This is a genomic window from Candidatus Bathyarchaeia archaeon, assembly GCA_035935655.1.
Lineage (GTDB): Archaea > Thermoproteota > Bathyarchaeia > 40CM-2-53-6 > 40CM-2-53-6 > 40CM-2-53-6.
Window position 1 is genome coordinate 101,480 of the sequence record DASYWW010000015.1, and the last position, 15,535, is coordinate 117,014.

Sequence of the window (15,535 nt, forward strand, 5' to 3'; positions counted from 1 at the left end):
TATATTGGAGTTTGCGCTCACTTGGGTCGGGCTAGATCATTCGCCGGACGAGACGATTGATGTCTTCGCCTCTATAGCCAAGCTCTCCCCCATCAGTCGCGGCTCGCCTAGTGCTCCGTTTGAACCCTCCTTTTGGAGGGTGAAGTCTGAATCTTGGTTTCACGCCTGAGCGCGTGAGGTCTTTGATTCCGATCTCTCCGGCGACAATCGACTTGGCAAGGTCCGCAATGCTTTCTTTTTTGAAGAACACCTTGGCAAATTCATCGTCGAATTCCATGTTCCCGTCTCTCTCGGCCCTTTTCCGCAACAAGACCTCCAATACCTCTGGGTTAACCTGTCCCCACGCGACCAAGTTCTTGGCTGTGCGCAACATGCCCAGGGTCGAGGGGCTGCTCTCTAGAAGACGCGCACGGAATGTGCTCTCCAATTGCAAGGTTTCCATCGTTTTCCGAATGTCGGGGTTATCGGTTGCTGTTCCGCGGATGCGGACCGCGAGGATAACGGGTTGCTTCGCCGGCTCTGCCACTCTTATGCCACCCAGTCCTGCTGGGTCACAACATTGTAGGTTTGCACCAAGGCATCGAACACTGCGAGCGCGGAAGAGGTGAGAGTCGAAGTGGACCCGTATGTTCGGGTCCAGCAGTCCTTGACCCCCGCGAGTCTCAGGACCTGCTTCGGTATCTCTCCGGCTACAAGTCCTAGTCCTCTAGGACTCGGGAGAACTTCCACTCGTACGCTTCCACACTTCCCGACAACGGTGAATGGTACCGTGTGATTTCTGCCGCAACGACATTCCCAGCTTCCACATCCGCGGCGTACCGGGACAACGTTCAGCTTTGCCTGTATCGTTCCCTTGTCGATGGCGGTGCGAACCTGCCGAGCCTTTCCTTCTCCAACGCCGATGTAACCGTCTCCGTTTCCGACTGCTACTATGGCTCGGAATCTAGACCTTTCGCCGGCGTCGGTCTGTTTCTGGACGAAACCAATACCCAAGACCTCCTGCTGGATGTTAGGTAGCAGGGTATCGACGATTTCAGGCTCTTTGATCCTCATTCCCTGCGTGAATATCTCCTCCATTGAAACGATCTCGCCTGCCTGTACGAGCTTTCCAAGCTTTGTCTTTGGAACCCATCCGACTTCCTGGCCCGGTCGCTGACCACCTCCCTGGTATGGTCGCTGGCTCATGCGTTCGCCTCCGTCGCGGCGGTTTGGATTTGTTGTCTTACCTGTTCGAAGTGGTTGGAGAGTTCTTCAGGCCTCAGACCGCGCTTCAGATAGCCGCTGAACGTTTTGCGGTAGAGGTCTGTTTCACCGGAAAGCTTCTTTGCATATTCGGAAATGTGAGCCCCTCCAATCCTTTCCTTTGCAGGTAGAGGACCATCGGAGTGTGGAACTTCGAGGCCTCCGTCCGAGAGACCCTTCAAAACGGCAAACAACTTAGAACCTTTCGTCGAAGACTTCAAGCCGATGTCAAGCACGGCTTCCTTGACACCTTTCGCCAAGGCCCGACGCGCCGCTAGCGCACCTGTGAGGTAGGCTGACGGAATATTTCCTGTCGCTCCTTTCCATCCCATCTTGGCGAGTTCCTTGGAGGATGCGGCGGCTCGGACGACATCCCCGCGGAGCTCGGCATCTGTTATCTGGACGTAAACATATTTGTTGGTTACCCGAACAACAGCTCTCGGTTTTCCTGACCGGACGAGGGCCCTTCGGAGCTTGTAGTCTGTTCTACCTTCTCGTCTGCGCCTGAACGGAACTGAATATCTCGGGCCGTCAGCCATGTTCTAGCGATTCCTCTGAAGCTGATGGGCCTTTACATACTCATCGACGTGCGAGCGGCTTCGGAACGCCCCTCCTTTGGACATTCCCAGCAGGAGCTTGTAGCTGGCAGGGGCCAACTGTCTCTTGTCCCTCAAGAATCGAAGATGCCGTCGGATTGCCCTTATCTTGAGGACCCAAGCTTCCTTGCCTGGCTTCTGCCCACCCTTTCGGCTACCAGCTTTCTTCCGTCGGCCCGATTTCATTCGGTGGCGGCCTCTGCTAACCCCTTTCTTCTGAAGCAATTGTATTCTGCCGCTATCGATGAGCGACTTGACCTCCTGACGCGTGATTGCAGATTCAACCCTGGTCGTTTCTTCAGGGTCTATCCAGATTCTGGTCTGGCCAGAGCCGAGAAGACTTGCCGCGAGCCGTCTCTGACTTTTGAGGCTCACTTGTCTTCCTCCTCCTGGCTAGCGTCTCGCTTCATTGACGCTTTCTTCGTCCCCGGCAGAGGATCTTCCTCGGCGGCTTCCTCTGCCTCTGTTTGTGCGGAGGGGATTTGAATTTGTTCCGAACTTGAAGCCTCTTCGATCGGCTCTTCAGCTGTGACGGGTTTCTCTTCTTCCTTGCCCGGGTTGGCGATGTGGAAGTTTCGATGTCGTATCTCGTCCAGCAAAACTAGTCTCTTCCGTTCTCCGATTCGAGCTGAGAGTCTGATGATGTGGATCTTCGGGTCTAGTCCCTCGAGCTCTGACATTTGATGGATAAGGCGTTCCTTTAGGCCGCGCGGGTGCAGACCTCTGGTTGCTGCTGCCGTCCCGTAGCCTACCTTGACCTTGGCAGGCCAGCCTGCTTCTTCCTTTCGGATCTTGCTTGTGACTCCGCGGGCTCGCCTCCATGCAGGCTTGACTCGCTTGTACCGCCAGCTTTCTTGCCGGTTGAACGCGGGCTTGCTATTATTCGCCATTTTACTTGACCTTCGCTGGTCCGGCAGGTGTCTCGAGACTGGTCTTTGTGTCGATGTAAATTCCGTCTAGGAAGACTCGGAGATCCTTCTTCTTGATCTTTGTCGAGTTCTGTATGTTAGCGGCGGTCTGACTTACGGCTTTGATGTCGATTCCATCCACTGTAATATCGTCTCCCTTGACCGAAACCTTGACGCCGTCCAGTATCTGAGCTGATCGCGGTGTCTTTTCTCCAGTGAAATTCTCGACTTTGAGCGCTCTGGCCTTTTCGTCTACCTTAACGGTGACTGGAAAGTGAGCGTACACGGTTCTGAGATTGTACCGATATCCCTTCGTGACGCCTCTGATCATGTTTCGGATGTGGGCCGCTGCCGTTCCAAGCATGCCAATCTCTCGCTTACGAGGCCAGGTGACCGAAACCTGGATCTCTCGACCAGTCTGGGTGATCGCTACTGGCAGATGGGATAGATCCTCTTGGAGAGTCCCGAGAGGACCCTTGACCTTCACGGTTTTCCCGTTAACTTCCGTTGTAACTCCGTCCGGAACCTGAATCGTGCGTTGTAGGGTTTCGAAACGCGCCATATTATCCACCTAGTAAACGTATCCGAGGAGTAGGCCTCCGGATGCCATCTCCCTTGCTTCCTTGTGTGCGACAACACCCTTCGGGGTCGTTACGATCAGGATTCCGACATCTCTCGAGGGGAGGTATCGTTTTCCCCATTTCTCGTATTCTGTTACCGTGGAAGAGAATCTGGGTCGAACGCTACCGCAGTTGTTTACCCTGCCTAGGAGCTGGATCTTGAACTTTCCGCCGCGACCGTCATCTACAAACTCGAATTCGCCCACGTAGCCGTATTTCTGCATCACACGCAGCACTTGTCCCATGAGTTTCGAGGCGGGGTATACGATGCAGTCGTGTTTGTGCCTCCGCTCGTTGTTGAGTATGGCTGAGAACATGTTTGAAATTGGTTCCATTGTGTGATCACATGTACTTCTTGAATCCGAGGCCGACTGCGACTTCTCTAAAGCACTGTCGGCAGAAGTTTAGCCCGTACTTTCTAACTATGGGCCCATATTGACCGCAGCGTTTGCACGGTCGAGCGCCTTTTCCATATTTTCGGACTTTCTTCGGTTTTATCTTAGCCATCTAATTATCAACTTCCTACCTGTGTTCTGAAGTTTTCCTGGATGAACTGGATCGCTTCCTTCTTTGAGACATAATGATTCTTCCCAATTTTCGCTGGTCGGATCGAGCGCCGTCTCAACCTGTAGCCTGGTCGTTCTAGGGTCACGTGGACGGTGGCGCCAAAGATACCCAGCTCCGGCACATATCTAGTACCTGGTATTTCGATGTGTTCTTTGATTCCAAACGAAAAATTACCGTAGTCGTCAAAGCAGGAATCGTTGACTTTGTTCGAAACTGCATCAAGGGCTCGCGTGAGAAATTGGCCGGCCTCTTCCCGCCGGAGTGTTACAACAGTGGCTATGGGTTCGCCTTTGCGTATTCCCCAGTCCTTGATTGCCTTCTTCGCAAGTTTGGTGGTTGGGGTCTTATTTGTCAATTGGTTGAGCACTTTCTTTGCCTTCTCCAATGGCTCTCCGGATTTTCCTGTGGCGATGTTGATCGTGACTTTTTCGATTCTGATGTTCAAGAGCGGATTTGTCTTAGTAACGGTCTCAGCAGCTTGCATTGCACTCACTTCTCCAAGGTGACGAGAGGTGAGTCAGTTCCGATCGGTATTACGTACTCAGCTGGGGTTTCGAAGCCTTCCGCTCCCGTCTCTATTCTTACGATTTTCCGGCGCGCGTAGGTCCCGGGGGTGATTGAGGTAATCTTTCCGTAATATCCTTGGTTTCTTCCATCGATGACAAGTCCGAGGGCTCCGACTTGGAATGGAACATACTTTACAATTTTTTGTACTGGAAAGCTCAGCTGGATGGCGCCTCCTACTGCGAGTTCCTCAGCACCGGGCCTCATGTCTTTCGCCGAAGAAAGCAGAGTCCTTCCGTCGTGGAGACTGTATTGCAATTTTCCACCCGGCACGTTCTGTTTTCCGACTATCTTGCAGATCTTGTACGCAACTTCCTTGTCCTGGGCCGGGGATAGGACAAGTCCTCTGTTCGGCTTCGGTAGCGCCCTGTAAATCTGTGGGATGCCTTCGATCTGGACAATATCCATCAGCCCTACGGGGAAACGGCGATCACGCCGGACGACGCCGTCGACCTTGACTTTACCCTCACTTATGATCTTGATGGCCTCCTTGGCGATATTTGCAAGCCCAAGGGACTCACGAACGATTACTATCAGGGGTAGACTTTTTTCGCGCGCGTGGGGTCCCGGTTTCGTTCTGGGAGCCCACGTGTATTCTTTCCGGTGGATTGGCCAGAAGCCTGGTGAGGGTTCTCGTTTTAGCTGTCTGGGCCCGAATTTTCTAGCCATCTCTTATTCCTCTCGGGATTTTCCTCTTTCAGCTAGCAGTCCGCTGCGCCACTTGTCTGAGAGATTGAGGTTTGTTATACGGACTTTCGTGACATGAACTGGTAACTGGGATGAGACGCCTGCGGATTTCTCTCGGGCCATTCCTTCAACGAAGATTCTGCCGTTTGAATAGTCTACTCGCTGGACTTTTCCTTCAAGCCCTGCGAAGTCTCCTCTCATGACGCGGACGCTATCGCCACTTCTCACAGGTAATCGTCGGACCCTATGGTTCTTGGTGAGATCGTCGGAGAGGCGGGCGGAGAGCATTCTTCGTCTGCGATGGTGGGGAGCGTTATAGAATCTCTTCCTTTGCTTGGACGGTTTGGATGTAACCATTCTAGATCACGGTGCTCGCTAGATTCGCGACTCTTGGCCATCGCTCAGCAGCCTCCTTCGCCACGGGCCCCCGGATCTCTGTGCCCTTGAGCTCCCCCTCAGGAGTCATGATGACTGCGGCATTATCTTCAAAACTTAAGCGCGTCCCGTCTGGTCGCCGAATCGCTCTTGCCTGCCGTACGACGACAGCGGGAAAGACTTGTTTTCTGAGGGTGGGTGAGCCTTTCATTACAGTGATCATAACCATGTCTCCAACGCAGGCGGCGGGGACGCGTCTAAGTCTTCCGTGATAGCCTCGGACGTTAATGAGCTTCAATTCCTTGGCGCCTGTGTTGTCAGCGCATGTCATCCGTGAGCCAACCGGCAGACCTCGCGCGACCTTAGGCCGATATTCTATCATTCCCCGCGCGCTGACTGCTCGAGTCTTTGGCGCAGGCGTTAGGCTACGCCTCCAGTCTTTTCAACGACAACGAAGGTGACCTCTTTGCTCAGAGGCCTGCATTCTGCAATGGTGACCTTGTCTCCTTCTGCAGCCGAGATGCAAGGCGGATTGTGGGCGAGTGTTTTGCTTCTTCGTCTTTCGTATCTGCTGTATTTTGTATAGTAGTGTAGGTAAGCTCGTTCGACCGAGACTGTCTTGGGGGATCGTGAGCCCGCGACTGTCCCTTCGAAGACTCTTCCTCTGACCGAGAGGTGTCCGTGGAACGGACACAGTGGATCGTTGCATCCCGTTTTCGGAGGCTTGACGTCGAGCCCGGTATTTCTGACTACCATTTCCGCAGCCCCTTCTTCACTCTATCCTCAGGCCGAAATCTCAGGAGAGATCCATCGATTTCCACCTTCTCGGTAGGCAGCTCAGCTCGGAAGGTTGTTTTTTGTTTCTGGACCTGTCGGATTTTTCCCTTGGATTCTATGGTGAATGTGTTCATCGTCTCGTCTCGCACAACGCCCTCTAGTCCTTGGATGGTTGGGTCCGTGGATTTTGCAATTTTGACCTTGAGCCCGATCCATTCGTGGGCAGTAATATTCTGAGGTGTGATCACGATTTACGCCGCCTCCGGTGATGGTTTCGTGGGCGAGTTTTCAGCTGTCAACAAGCGCGCGATCGTCTTGCGGAGCTCGCGTATTCGCGCCGGGTTGTCGACTGTTCCACCTGACTTCACCGATGTGCGAATGTTCGTCAGCTCTGCTCGCAACTCCGTTACCTTCTTTCGCCGCTCTTCGGGGAGCATCTGATTGAGCTCACGCTTTCTCAGAATCGCCAGTTTCCTTTTCCTCCTTGTCCTCTACGACAACGGCAACATCCCCGGCCGTGGTCTTCTCCTCGACCACAACTTCTGGGGCGACTGTCGGTTCGATTTGCTTCGCTGGCGTGGCGGGTTGGGGCGTTGTCTCTGCAGGTGGTGTCAGCATGATCGGCTTGTCGATGTAGTTCATCTGTGGGGGTAGGATGCGAACGTTGATTCCGAAAAGGCCCTGTTTCAACTGAACATCGGCGACCGCCGTCTTCACACTCTTCAGCACGGGATCTCCGACTCTGGGAAGGTAGCCGGCCTTAAACTTCTCGAACCGTGATCGTTCTGTTGTTAGCTTTCCTCGGATGGTGATCTCGACCCCGAGTGCTTGTGATTCCATTACTCTCTGAATGGCCCAGTAGGCTGCGCGACGGAAGTGTACGCCTCGCTGGAGAGCCTGGGAAACCTGGGACGCGACGACCTTGGGGTCCTGTTCTGGAACGTCAATATTCGCGACAGAAAGCTGGGGATTTTCAATATGGAATTTTTCTTCGAGAACTTTTGTCAAATCTCGAATACTCTGGCCTCTTCGGCCAATGACCATTCCGGGTTTAGCGGCGTATATGACGACTCTCGTGCCGACTGGGCTCTTTGTCAGCTCGACGTGGCTGTACCCGGCGCGTTTCAATTCCAGCGCGAGGTGCTCGTCAATTTCGAGGCGTCGAGAAACGTCTTTGACAAAATACTTGGTAACTGACAAGAATTATTCCAGCTCGTAGCCGACAAGTTCGATGTGCGTCATCGTTCCCTGCAAAAGATCGGATCGACCGAAGGCTCGCGGGTTTCTCTTGGGAACCTTTGTCGCCCGCTGCGCGGCCGCATGAATTATCTTGAGCCTTTCCGTATCAAGATTACGGTACTCGGCGTTCGCCTCCAATTCCTCTAAGAGTTTGAAGAGTCGGCCGGCGGCTTTCTGCGGAAAACGGCCTGCATAGAAATGCTCGTTCAGCTGTCGCCGGTGAGGGACTTCTTTGTGAAATCGACGGTAGGCGACTGCCTGTTTCAACTCGACGACGCGTTCAAGAAGCCTTTTCGCATCAGGAAGCTTCATTCCCCTAATCGTTCGACAGAGCTCTACGGATGCTTTCGGAGATATTCGAAGTTGACGGCCAGAACACTTCACAGTACGGTCTGGGTCCAAGCCCGTAACTGAGTATCCTCGTCCCGGCACTCTTTTTCACCGAAAGCTTCGAGGAGCCCCAGCCCTCAAGCTAAAAACCCTTTGGGGAACCGAGAAGGAAATTACTTGTTTCCCGGAGGAGGAAAAGTCAAAGAGTCATCAGCATCATCCTCTTCATGGCGTCCTAATTCAAAGCCGGCCAGCAGGCCAGGGCTTCGAGACGCAGGTTTCGGAGAGTTGCAGACTCCTTTCTCTAGTCGGTTGACCGTGCGTGAAGATCCAGTTTTCTTCGATAGCTGGCAATCTGGCGAGACAATGGGCTCGGGGCCGATCTCACGAAGGAAGACTGTACAGGGACCGACCATTCAACGTGGCTTCCCAGGCGTTTTCACGAAGGGCGGAGCGCGGGAAAAACAGACCCCCTGGTGGGATCGAGGGCTTTCTTGTTGATCGCGTTGAGAAACGTATGGATATGTCGTTGTCGGACGTTTAACGTCTTTGCGATGCCTATCGGTTCCGGGGGTTGGACGTTTTTCTACCTTGAACCAAAACCGGCGGATGAAAAACTGCTCCTTAAACCGGCTTAACTGCTACGTCCGGCCTCGTTATCTAGAGATCATGGTTGCCATTTCTCCCCCCCGTGAAGAGCGCGGACGGGAAAAACCGACCCGCCCCAGCGAAATCGCATAATGCTTAGGAGAAAAAATAGTTGAGCGGAAAAGAAAAGTTGCACGAAAAGAATTGCTGGAGAAAAGCAAGCTTACTTAGAAGTCCAGTCTTAGACTTGGGAACTCTGCGCGCGGCTGCATGCCCTTGCTATTCCGCCCTGAGAGCGCATTCGGCCAATCCCTTATGATTGACCGCGCGGGCGGCCTGTTAAACGCCTGACCCTCGTTCAGGGGTCTCGTCGAGAAATGATCTGTGGTGTAACCTGTGGATTGGCCACAGGGTTACTGTAGCCTTATGGTAGCTCACAACCGCCCTAGCCTCGGTCCATTATGGAAACCGCGATCGAAAGAGTCCATACTGGGATACCAGGCCTGGACCACGTTCTCGAAGGCGGCTTCCCCAAAGGCGCCCGAGTCCTTCTAGCGGGAGGAGCGGGATGCGGGAAGACAATATGCTGCGGACAATACCTCTACAAAGGAGCCACAAAGTTCAGCGAACCAGGAGTCTACGTCAGCACCGAAGAACCACCCTCCGAATTCAAAGCCAACATGCTACGCTTCGGATGGGACTTCAAGAAACTAGAAAACGAGAAAAAAATCGGCATGGTAGACGCCGTCTACCAACGCGTCGAATCAGAAGTCACAGAACAAGAAAGCCTCCAATCAATCCTCTACAACCTACGATCAAAACTCTCCGAGGTCAAAATACTAGTCGAACAACTAGGAGCAACAAGACTAGTTGTTGACTCTCTTCCAGGATTCGGCTTCCGCGTAACCGACCTGAACACTCTACGAGAAATATTCCTCGAAGTAGGACTCCTACTGAAAGACGTTGGATGCACAACACTGATGACCACTGAAATCGTCGAGGGGTCCGGACTGATCAGTCGCTATGGTATCGAGGAATTCCTCGCTACCGGAGTGATGGTCTTGTCGCTCGTCCGCCAGAGCTCGCCAATTCGGAAGCTGTTCGTCCGGAAGATGCGGGGAACAAGCCACAGCCTGAACGATTACGCCTTCGCTATCGGACCTGATGGCATAGTCATCAAGGGACCGGTCGGTGTTCGAAGCGTCAGCCACGGCCGCAGGCGCCTCCACAGCAATAGCGGGAGAAAGCGCCGAAGCCGGCGGTAGTACGAGCTCCGAAGAAGTCGTGACAGGTAACATCCCAGTATCCCAAGCGGCAGGGGTAGTGGAACAAGGGGTTCAAGTGGAACAATCAGCCCCCGACCAATCAGGATACCAGCAAGGGTACCCGGACCAGTACCGGAACAGACAGGACCAACAGGGGCACCATTCAGGGTAGAAAAAAAGATGGCGAATATTAGAAGCGGTATCGGAGCATTCGACGAGTCGATCGGCGGCCTACCTTCAGGCAGCATAATCACGTTCCTCGGCGAAGCCGATTCTGGAATGACCACCTGCGCCGAGCAGATTCTCTACCAAGGCCTGAGAGAAGGAAGGCCGGCAGTCTATTTCACAACAGGTAGATCATGGGAGGATGTTGTCGCCGAGATGACGGTATTCGGCTGGAACCTTGACAGTTACTTCGAGAAGAGAAAAATGTGGTTCATCGACAGCTTCAGCATGAAGAAAGAAAAGATCTCAGGAGAGGTCTCCTGGGACATTGGCCCAGCTAACCTACTGGCCAAAGAGTTTCCACGGGTCATCACTCCTCTAGGCACCACGACTGTAGTGATTGATAGTCTGAGCGACATCATCCGTTCTGCACCCTTTCCAGCAGTGGAGCAGACATTGAAGATCTTGCAGAATCACGTTAGATCCACCGGTGGGCTCGCGTTGTTGCTAGCGTCTAAGGGGATTCACACCGAACATATTGAGAACACCGTTCAGCACTTGAGCGATGGCGTTGTTGACTTGTCAACGGAACCATTCGGCGGCGAAGATTATGCAAGAAAGATGCGAGTATTGAAAATGCCCGGAGCACTGGGCGACATGAAAGTCTACGCCTACCGGGTGGGTCCAGCAGGAATAGAGATGGCAGCACTGCACAGAGTGAGATAGAAAAATGATAGTGACATTACAATTCGAAGATATCACCGGGCTTCTTGTAAACACAACTTTTCTCTGGTCGCTACTTGCCGCGACGTGGGGAGCAATCGGCTACAGAGTTATCCGACGCAGAAGACACGGGCCGAAAACCGGGCCATCACAAGCGTCCGGAGCGGTCAGCTTCAGCTTGACAAAACCCCGCTTGTCAGAAGAAGAAATCTTCAGGATACTCACAACAACCGAAGTGAACATTCAGATCGTCAGAATCTGTGAGACCCCGAAGAGTGCGAAGGAGGTCGCGAAGGCGCTCGGCGATGTCTACCCGGGACACAAAGAGAAAGGATTCCCTGCAGAGAAACTCGGGGAACATCTAGCCAATCTTGAGAGGCTAGGAGCGGTCAAGTTCAATGGCGAAAAATGGGCCGCTAGCGACGTCGGGGTCAAGATGGTCCGCAAATACTTTGGGTAGCTGTCTCCACGCGGCACGTCTACTGGTTGTTTCTAACGATCCGAACAGAAACTATCAAAAGCCTCTAGCAGACAAGGGAGGATCAAATGGAACCCAGACGACCGTTTGACCCGCTTCATCCTACGCCGATTGAACCGATCCCATCACCCCTGAGGCCCTCGAACCAGTATGTACCGAGAAACGACGACAGCATTCGAACCCTAAAGGAAATCTTGGACCGTCTCACAGCCATCGAAAACCGACTCAAGGCTGTAGAAGAAGCCCTGAAGACGCGAAGATAGGCGCAAAGGGATCGTGCCTTGAGCCGTTCCTACAGATACCCGCCACTCCAATGATAGGAATGGGTTATCGGAAACCGTATTGCAATTGACTTGCTTGGCGACGACCCGACCGCGGTTTTGGAAAAGTCTCCAGCACCAAACATGCCCAGATATCACGGGATTCCCTACGGTTGGAATCTACCCCGCGAGGTATATTTTCACCGAACACTTCTATCCTAGTTTTCGGAAGGCTTTAATCCGCTATAGACTTACGAACTGTTGGCCGGTCGGCCTATGAGAAAATTCGAGATTACGTCCATAATAGTTTCTGTTTTCTTGATTACGCTAGTGCTGCCATTCCTGATTCCTCATGCAAGCTCCTCTGGAGCTTCTGGAGCGGTCAAGTTCGTATCAGATACGAGTTGGCAGGTCTATAACGCCGACCCGGCTTCAGGATCGGCGACATCTCTTGGTTTTGCTCAGCTAGTGTGTTTGACAACCTCTATCCCTTCACCCTGCCCCATTGGAGCAACGATCTATGGACACACCACCGGTGGATGGACTGCAGACCTATCCTCCGTTCAGGGCGCGCATTGGATGTGGGCACCCGACATAAACGGAACGACAACACCAGCAGAATTCAACCAGTTCTTCTTCTCCAAAACCTTTCAATTGAACGGAACCAAAGTGTTTGGATCGATTTCGATTTCAGCTGATGATTTTGCAGAGGTAAGCGTCAACGGGCACGTCGTTGGGAACATAGGAAGCATATCAGATTATTCGGCAGCCGTGCTGGCTCAGAGCTCCTTGACAGCTTTCGATCTATCGCCGTTCCTGAAGACCGGAACTAATATCCTAACAGTTCGCGCAGAAAACGGACCTTTCGGACTCTGCTGCCCGAGCAACTATGCCGGGAACCCTGCAGGAGTGGTTTTCGGCGGGTTCTTCATCGTTTCCTCAATCCACCTAAATCCAGGCAGCGGGCCGATTGGAACACAAGTCCTAGTGCAAGGGTCTGGGATCCCGTCCATTCAGGTTGAGGTGACATTCGACGATGTATTTCTAGGGATTGCAAGTCCCACAAACGGATCCTTCAGTTTCACCTTCAATGTCCCTGAGGCTCAACCTGGACCTCACCTAGTCAAGACGGTTGACCCATTCAGCAAGATCTCGGTTATCGCAAATTTCACCGTCACTCGCATCGACACATTGTCGATCAACGTAGATGTGGGGACGCTCTATTTTCCAGGGGACACCGCCTCAATATACACACTAGCCACCATCAGCGGGGCTCCCCTCAACTTCACAACCCTTCGATTGCAACTTACGCTAACGAGACCCGATGGATCCAATGTCTCCCTCACAGCTACCTATATCGGCAGCGGAATGTTCCGTTCTTCATATAGGATTCCAACGAATGGAGCTGTCGGAACGTATGCTGTCGTTGCAAGAGCTCACGTATCAAATGTGCAAGACGCGTCGGCACTGACGACTTTTGAGGTGAAACCAACTTGGCTGAGTGCTCAAGGACCGGCCTTGACCACCACCGCGGTCGCCCTAACCGGAGCCCTTGCAGTTGGGGTGGTTGTGTGGAAAAGGGGCATCTTCAGAAGCAAGATCGACTGAAGAACAGAACACTGTTCGACAGAGATACGGAGCAACCCACGCCTCAACCGAGGCCAAACTCTCGGTATTTTAGTTCGGATTTTGCAGCCACTATGAAGTCATTTTCACTCAGTCCTTTGACAGAGTGAGTAGACAACGTTAGCTTCACCCGTCTCCATTTGATCAGAATGTCGGGATGATGATCTTGTTCCTCAGCTATCTTTCCTACGGAATAGGCAAAATCCAAACCTCGTAAATAGGACTTGAAGGTGAATTCCTTCTCTATGGAACTCTCAATCATGATCCACCCAGGGAGGTCAAGCAAGTATCTTCCAACTTCATCCTTCGTCATCGGCGGAACCCCTTTTCGTTCATGAGAGGTCTTCTTCGCGAGATCCTCTAAAGTCAACAACCAGACCTTTCAGGGATATCCAATGGAGAGACTAATAATCTTCTACCCATGGCCTTCGATATAAGTCGCTCTCAAGGAAGAATAGCAGGATCACGAAGCGAAACAAACGTTACTTGAATGTGAAACGGCTAGATGCAAGAAACTCTGACTGCGGTATGCATAAGCAAACAAATAGAACGCTGGGGGATCTCATCAGTACCATTCTTCTGTTACACGGATAATTGGAAGCCTTTTGGCAGGGAGAAAACCCGCGAGAGAGTGCAGTATCTCGCATCTCGACGAAACGATGCTGTCAGGGGTGCACTAGAGACGTTCCCCGCGACAGAACACGTGCTCATGATTGACAGTTACTACCTTCGATTCTTGGATCAAGCAAAGCAGCTCATTTCCGATTATACATCTGCTAGTCAGAAAGACCCCTGCATCATGGGAGCTTCCACCTGGGCTCTGAACAAGACAAGAATTCGCCCTTTCGTTCACTTTTGGGATACTTGGACTACGCCAGAAGCAACTATACGACTATACGGTAGAAAAAAATTCGAACAAGCAAGACAAATCATCGGGCTGCGGAAAGTCAAAGCGGTCGGGGCTTGCTACATATATCCAAGAATTGTGTGGGAGAGGGGGGGCTATGGACTTCCATCCGACTGGACCCCCGAATATGGATGTGAACACAACTATCTATGCGATATTTCAAGACGAAACGGAATAACGGCCTGCCTGAACTATAGCGTGAAGCTGTGGAGAGAGCCCACGGTCTACGCTCCTATTAAGCGACTAAGATGCTCAGCTGGGGAGTTGTTGAGGGGAAAAATGTAGCTCAGCAACGTGCTCCGATGGGAAAGAGTAATGGACAAGTGTATCCGAGAATCGTCGCAATGAGGAGCGACTATGTGTTCAATTCAGGATTTCAGGGAAATTGAGCTCGATCAAGACCACCGATTAATGGTTGAACAAGAGCTGGAAGGTTGGCATGACTGGTACTTGCCAGTAGAAGGCACAGTCCTTGACGTCGGGGCTGGTTGCGGAGAAACTGCCTTCTTCTACCTTAATCATGGAGCGAAAAGAGTGATCTGCATCGAATCCAGTCCAAAAGCGGTGGAGCTGCTTAAGAAGAATTTCGGAAATGATCATCGAGTAGTGATAGTTCAAGCGCTTGTGGACTCGATTAAGATCGATATTGAAGGTTCAGAACGCAACATGATACTTGAGACGCACTTTCCATTCAAGCTCAGGAAAATCAAGACACTTATTCCCAACGTTGTCATTTGGAAATTGAAAGAGGACTGGGGAAACGTGTTGACGAAGGCTATCAGGAAAATGATAGTGTAAAATGTTGCGAACTTACGTTTCCTTTCTTTCTTAGTGTCTTGCCGGGCTCATTTCATTTGGAGACGTTGCTTCTACATCCTGACAAGCATTTGTCCGGAAATAAATGTCCTAGGTCGGCAAAACTGTGGGCGAGTCGTCTCTCGCGTAGATGATTACTTTTATCCACCTCTGCTCATCTTATACGTTCATCAGTATAGTTTGAGAGCTTTCAGGTGTAAGTATTCCCAATGATCGAGAAAACCAGCCTATCAGCCCCCTCACAAATAGTACGGGACGCTCTCTCACGACCCACCATATTCAAAGACGAAAGCCCTCTCAGCCTCGAATGGCTCCCACCACGCCTACCCCACCGTGAAAACCAGCTGCGATTCCTCGCCGAACTCTTCCGATCAGTCATCGACAAACCCGGAACAACCAGCCCCAAAGTCCTCATAACCGGAGACATCGGAACCGGCAAGACAGTTCTGACCCAGCGGTTCGGGACCGATATCCAGCGCACCGCTAAGACTCTGAAACTCAATCTCCAGTACATCCACGTGAACTGCCGCGAGTACCGTGGAAGTCTCTTCATGATCCTCAAACGGGTCCTCCAGACGTTCACGCCCCAGTTCCCACAACGAGGCTTCTCGAGCGAAGAACTACTCCACATACTTCTGGACCAGCTAGAGGACAAGAACCTCCACATCATCCTCACTCTCGACGAGGCGGATTCGCTCATCAAAGCAGAAGGATCCACTAGTCTCTACAACCTCACACGCATTCAGGAGGAACGTCCAGGCCGTCCTGTAAGATTATCTCTGATAATCGTCCTGCGAGAGCT

The 15,535-nt window shown here is 52.2% G+C and carries 25 protein-coding genes; 7 read left to right on the plus strand and 18 right to left on the minus strand.

Annotated elements, in window-relative coordinates:
- Positions 1-31 precede the first annotated feature (31 nt).
- Genes VGS11_03715 through rplV form a run of 17 tightly spaced genes read right to left on the minus strand, consistent with a single transcriptional unit; the run spans position 32 to position 8,007 of the window.
- Positions 32-526: a 50S ribosomal protein L30 gene (locus VGS11_03715; protein HEV2119205.1), complete on the minus strand. Its 495-nt coding sequence runs from the start codon at positions 524-526 to the stop codon at positions 32-34.
- Between the two features lie 2 nt (positions 527-528).
- Positions 529-1,185, minus strand: coding sequence for a 30S ribosomal protein S5 (locus VGS11_03720; protein HEV2119206.1), 657 nt, complete (start codon positions 1,183-1,185; stop codon positions 529-531).
- Positions 1,182-1,781 carry a 50S ribosomal protein L18 gene (locus VGS11_03725; GenBank protein HEV2119207.1) on the minus strand — a complete coding sequence of 200 codons (600 nt, stop codon included), beginning with the start codon at positions 1,779-1,781 and terminating at the stop codon, positions 1,182-1,184. Before VGS11_03725 ends, VGS11_03720 begins: the two co-directional genes overlap by 4 nt.
- A 3-nt stretch (positions 1,782-1,784) precedes the next feature.
- Positions 1,785-2,213, minus strand: coding sequence for a 50S ribosomal protein L19e (locus tag VGS11_03730; protein HEV2119208.1), 429 nt, complete (start codon positions 2,211-2,213; stop codon positions 1,785-1,787).
- Positions 2,210-2,728, minus strand: coding sequence for a 50S ribosomal protein L32e (locus VGS11_03735; GenBank protein ID HEV2119209.1), 519 nt, complete (start codon positions 2,726-2,728; stop codon positions 2,210-2,212). Before VGS11_03735 ends, VGS11_03730 begins: the two co-directional genes overlap by 4 nt.
- A gap of 1 nt (position 2,729) precedes the next feature.
- Positions 2,730-3,308 (minus strand): 50S ribosomal protein L6, encoded by a 579-nt coding sequence (locus VGS11_03740; GenBank protein HEV2119210.1) that lies wholly within the window; start codon positions 3,306-3,308, stop codon positions 2,730-2,732.
- Between the two features lie 9 nt (positions 3,309-3,317).
- Complete coding sequence (locus tag VGS11_03745; GenBank protein HEV2119211.1) at positions 3,318-3,701, minus strand: 30S ribosomal protein S8; 384 nt, start codon at positions 3,699-3,701, stop codon at positions 3,318-3,320.
- Positions 3,702-3,708: 7 nt separating this feature from the next.
- The gene (locus VGS11_03750; protein ID HEV2119212.1) at positions 3,709-3,873 is read right to left on the minus strand and encodes a 30S ribosomal protein S14; all 165 of its coding nucleotides are present in this window, start codon (positions 3,871-3,873) and stop codon (positions 3,709-3,711) included.
- A 7-nt stretch (positions 3,874-3,880) separates the two neighbouring features.
- A complete protein-coding gene (locus VGS11_03755) occupies positions 3,881-4,417 on the minus strand; it encodes a 50S ribosomal protein L5 (GenBank protein HEV2119213.1) in 537 nt (178 codons plus the stop codon).
- A 5-nt stretch (positions 4,418-4,422) separates the two neighbouring features.
- Positions 4,423-5,166, minus strand: a complete 744-nt coding sequence (locus tag VGS11_03760) for a 30S ribosomal protein S4e (GenBank protein HEV2119214.1) — start codon at positions 5,164-5,166, stop codon at positions 4,423-4,425.
- 3 nt (positions 5,167-5,169) lie between these two features.
- Positions 5,170-5,541, minus strand: a complete 372-nt coding sequence (gene rplX / locus VGS11_03765) for a 50S ribosomal protein L24 (GenBank protein ID HEV2119215.1) — start codon at positions 5,539-5,541, stop codon at positions 5,170-5,172.
- A 1-nt stretch (position 5,542) separates the two neighbouring features.
- Complete coding sequence (locus VGS11_03770) at positions 5,543-5,941, minus strand: 50S ribosomal protein L14 (GenBank protein HEV2119216.1); 399 nt, start codon at positions 5,939-5,941, stop codon at positions 5,543-5,545.
- 38 nt (positions 5,942-5,979) lie between these two features.
- On the minus strand, positions 5,980-6,315 hold the full coding sequence (locus VGS11_03775) for a 30S ribosomal protein S17 (protein ID HEV2119217.1): 336 nt from the start codon (positions 6,313-6,315) through the stop codon (positions 5,980-5,982).
- Positions 6,309-6,584 carry a ribonuclease P protein subunit gene (locus tag VGS11_03780; protein ID HEV2119218.1) on the minus strand — a complete coding sequence of 92 codons (276 nt, stop codon included), beginning with the start codon at positions 6,582-6,584 and terminating at the stop codon, positions 6,309-6,311. Before VGS11_03780 ends, VGS11_03775 begins: the two co-directional genes overlap by 7 nt.
- Positions 6,585-6,587: 3 nt before the next feature.
- A complete protein-coding gene (gene rpmC, locus VGS11_03785; protein ID HEV2119219.1) occupies positions 6,588-6,806 on the minus strand; it encodes a 50S ribosomal protein L29 in 219 nt (72 codons plus the stop codon).
- Positions 6,784-7,536 carry a 30S ribosomal protein S3 gene (locus tag VGS11_03790; protein HEV2119220.1) on the minus strand — a complete coding sequence of 251 codons (753 nt, stop codon included), beginning with the start codon at positions 7,534-7,536 and terminating at the stop codon, positions 6,784-6,786. Before VGS11_03790 ends, rpmC begins: the two co-directional genes overlap by 23 nt.
- A 3-nt stretch (positions 7,537-7,539) precedes the next feature.
- Positions 7,540-8,007: a 50S ribosomal protein L22 gene (rplV, locus tag VGS11_03795; GenBank protein ID HEV2119221.1), complete on the minus strand. Its 468-nt coding sequence runs from the start codon at positions 8,005-8,007 to the stop codon at positions 7,540-7,542.
- Positions 8,008-8,954: 947 nt separating this feature from the next.
- On the opposite strand from rplV, the gene VGS11_03800 reads away from it, so the two are divergent.
- The 4 genes from VGS11_03800 to VGS11_03815 all read left to right on the plus strand — a co-directional run bounded on the left by VGS11_03800 (position 8,955) and on the right by VGS11_03815 (position 12,992).
- Positions 8,955-9,758, plus strand: coding sequence for an ATPase domain-containing protein (locus VGS11_03800; GenBank protein HEV2119222.1), 804 nt, complete (start codon positions 8,955-8,957; stop codon positions 9,756-9,758).
- A 180-nt stretch (positions 9,759-9,938) separates the two neighbouring features.
- Positions 9,939-10,649, plus strand: coding sequence for an RAD55 family ATPase (locus VGS11_03805; protein ID HEV2119223.1), 711 nt, complete (start codon positions 9,939-9,941; stop codon positions 10,647-10,649).
- A gap of 4 nt (positions 10,650-10,653) precedes the next feature.
- A complete protein-coding gene (locus VGS11_03810; protein ID HEV2119224.1) occupies positions 10,654-11,106 on the plus strand; it encodes a hypothetical protein in 453 nt (150 codons plus the stop codon).
- A 596-nt stretch (positions 11,107-11,702) separates the two neighbouring features.
- A complete protein-coding gene (locus VGS11_03815) occupies positions 11,703-12,992 on the plus strand; it encodes a hypothetical protein (protein ID HEV2119225.1) in 1,290 nt (429 codons plus the stop codon).
- Positions 12,993-13,035: 43 nt separating this feature from the next.
- Here the strand turns inward: VGS11_03815 and VGS11_03820 are convergent, their stop codons facing one another.
- Positions 13,036-13,323 (minus strand): 4a-hydroxytetrahydrobiopterin dehydratase, encoded by a 288-nt coding sequence (locus VGS11_03820; protein ID HEV2119226.1) that lies wholly within the window; start codon positions 13,321-13,323, stop codon positions 13,036-13,038.
- Between the two features lie 192 nt (positions 13,324-13,515).
- Between VGS11_03820 and VGS11_03825 the strand changes: the two genes are divergently transcribed.
- The 3 genes from VGS11_03825 to VGS11_03835 form a co-directional block, all read left to right on the plus strand.
- On the plus strand, positions 13,516-14,202 hold the full coding sequence (locus tag VGS11_03825) for a hypothetical protein (protein ID HEV2119227.1): 687 nt from the start codon (positions 13,516-13,518) through the stop codon (positions 14,200-14,202).
- A gap of 126 nt (positions 14,203-14,328) precedes the next feature.
- Complete coding sequence (locus tag VGS11_03830; GenBank protein ID HEV2119228.1) at positions 14,329-14,715, plus strand: class I SAM-dependent methyltransferase; 387 nt, start codon at positions 14,329-14,331, stop codon at positions 14,713-14,715.
- Positions 14,716-14,942: 227 nt separating this feature from the next.
- A partial coding sequence (locus VGS11_03835) for an AAA family ATPase (protein ID HEV2119229.1) occupies positions 14,943-15,535 on the plus strand: 593 nt, incomplete at its 3' end.

What these genes read in the sequence shown, in the direction of transcription:
- VGS11_03720 (HEV2119206.1), bottom strand. Translation starts at nt 1,185, where the DNA reads ATGAGCCAGCGACCATACCAGGGAGGTGGTCAGCGACCGGGCCAGGAA.
- VGS11_03725 (HEV2119207.1), bottom strand. Translation starts at nt 1,781, where the DNA reads ATGGCTGACGGCCCGAGATATTCAGTTCCGTTCAGGCGCAGACGAGAA.
- VGS11_03735 (HEV2119209.1), bottom strand. Translation starts at nt 2,728, where the DNA reads ATGGCGAATAATAGCAAGCCCGCGTTCAACCGGCAAGAAAGCTGGCGG.
- VGS11_03740 (HEV2119210.1), bottom strand. Translation starts at nt 3,308, where the DNA reads ATGGCGCGTTTCGAAACCCTACAACGCACGATTCAGGTTCCGGACGGA.
- VGS11_03745 (HEV2119211.1), bottom strand. Translation starts at nt 3,701, where the DNA reads ATGGAACCAATTTCAAACATGTTCTCAGCCATACTCAACAACGAGCGG.
- VGS11_03750 (HEV2119212.1), bottom strand. Translation starts at nt 3,873, where the DNA reads ATGGCTAAGATAAAACCGAAGAAAGTCCGAAAATATGGAAAAGGCGCT.
- VGS11_03755 (HEV2119213.1), bottom strand. Translation starts at nt 4,417, where the DNA reads ATGCAAGCTGCTGAGACCGTTACTAAGACAAATCCGCTCTTGAACATC.
- VGS11_03760 (HEV2119214.1), bottom strand. Translation starts at nt 5,166, where the DNA reads ATGGCTAGAAAATTCGGGCCCAGACAGCTAAAACGAGAACCCTCACCA.
- rplX (HEV2119215.1), bottom strand. Translation starts at nt 5,541, where the DNA reads ATGGTTACATCCAAACCGTCCAAGCAAAGGAAGAGATTCTATAACGCT.
- VGS11_03770 (HEV2119216.1), bottom strand. Translation starts at nt 5,941, where the DNA reads ATGATAGAATATCGGCCTAAGGTCGCGCGAGGTCTGCCGGTTGGCTCA.
- VGS11_03775 (HEV2119217.1), bottom strand. Translation starts at nt 6,315, where the DNA reads ATGGTAGTCAGAAATACCGGGCTCGACGTCAAGCCTCCGAAAACGGGA.
- VGS11_03800 (HEV2119222.1), top strand. Translation starts at nt 8,955, where the DNA reads ATGGAAACCGCGATCGAAAGAGTCCATACTGGGATACCAGGCCTGGAC.
- VGS11_03805 (HEV2119223.1), top strand. Translation starts at nt 9,939, where the DNA reads ATGGCGAATATTAGAAGCGGTATCGGAGCATTCGACGAGTCGATCGGC.
- VGS11_03810 (HEV2119224.1), top strand. Translation starts at nt 10,654, where the DNA reads ATGATAGTGACATTACAATTCGAAGATATCACCGGGCTTCTTGTAAAC.
- VGS11_03820 (HEV2119226.1), bottom strand. Translation starts at nt 13,323, where the DNA reads ATGACGAAGGATGAAGTTGGAAGATACTTGCTTGACCTCCCTGGGTGG.
- VGS11_03825 (HEV2119227.1), top strand. Translation starts at nt 13,516, where the DNA reads ATGCAAGAAACTCTGACTGCGGTATGCATAAGCAAACAAATAGAACGC.
- VGS11_03830 (HEV2119228.1), top strand. Translation starts at nt 14,329, where the DNA reads ATGGTTGAACAAGAGCTGGAAGGTTGGCATGACTGGTACTTGCCAGTA.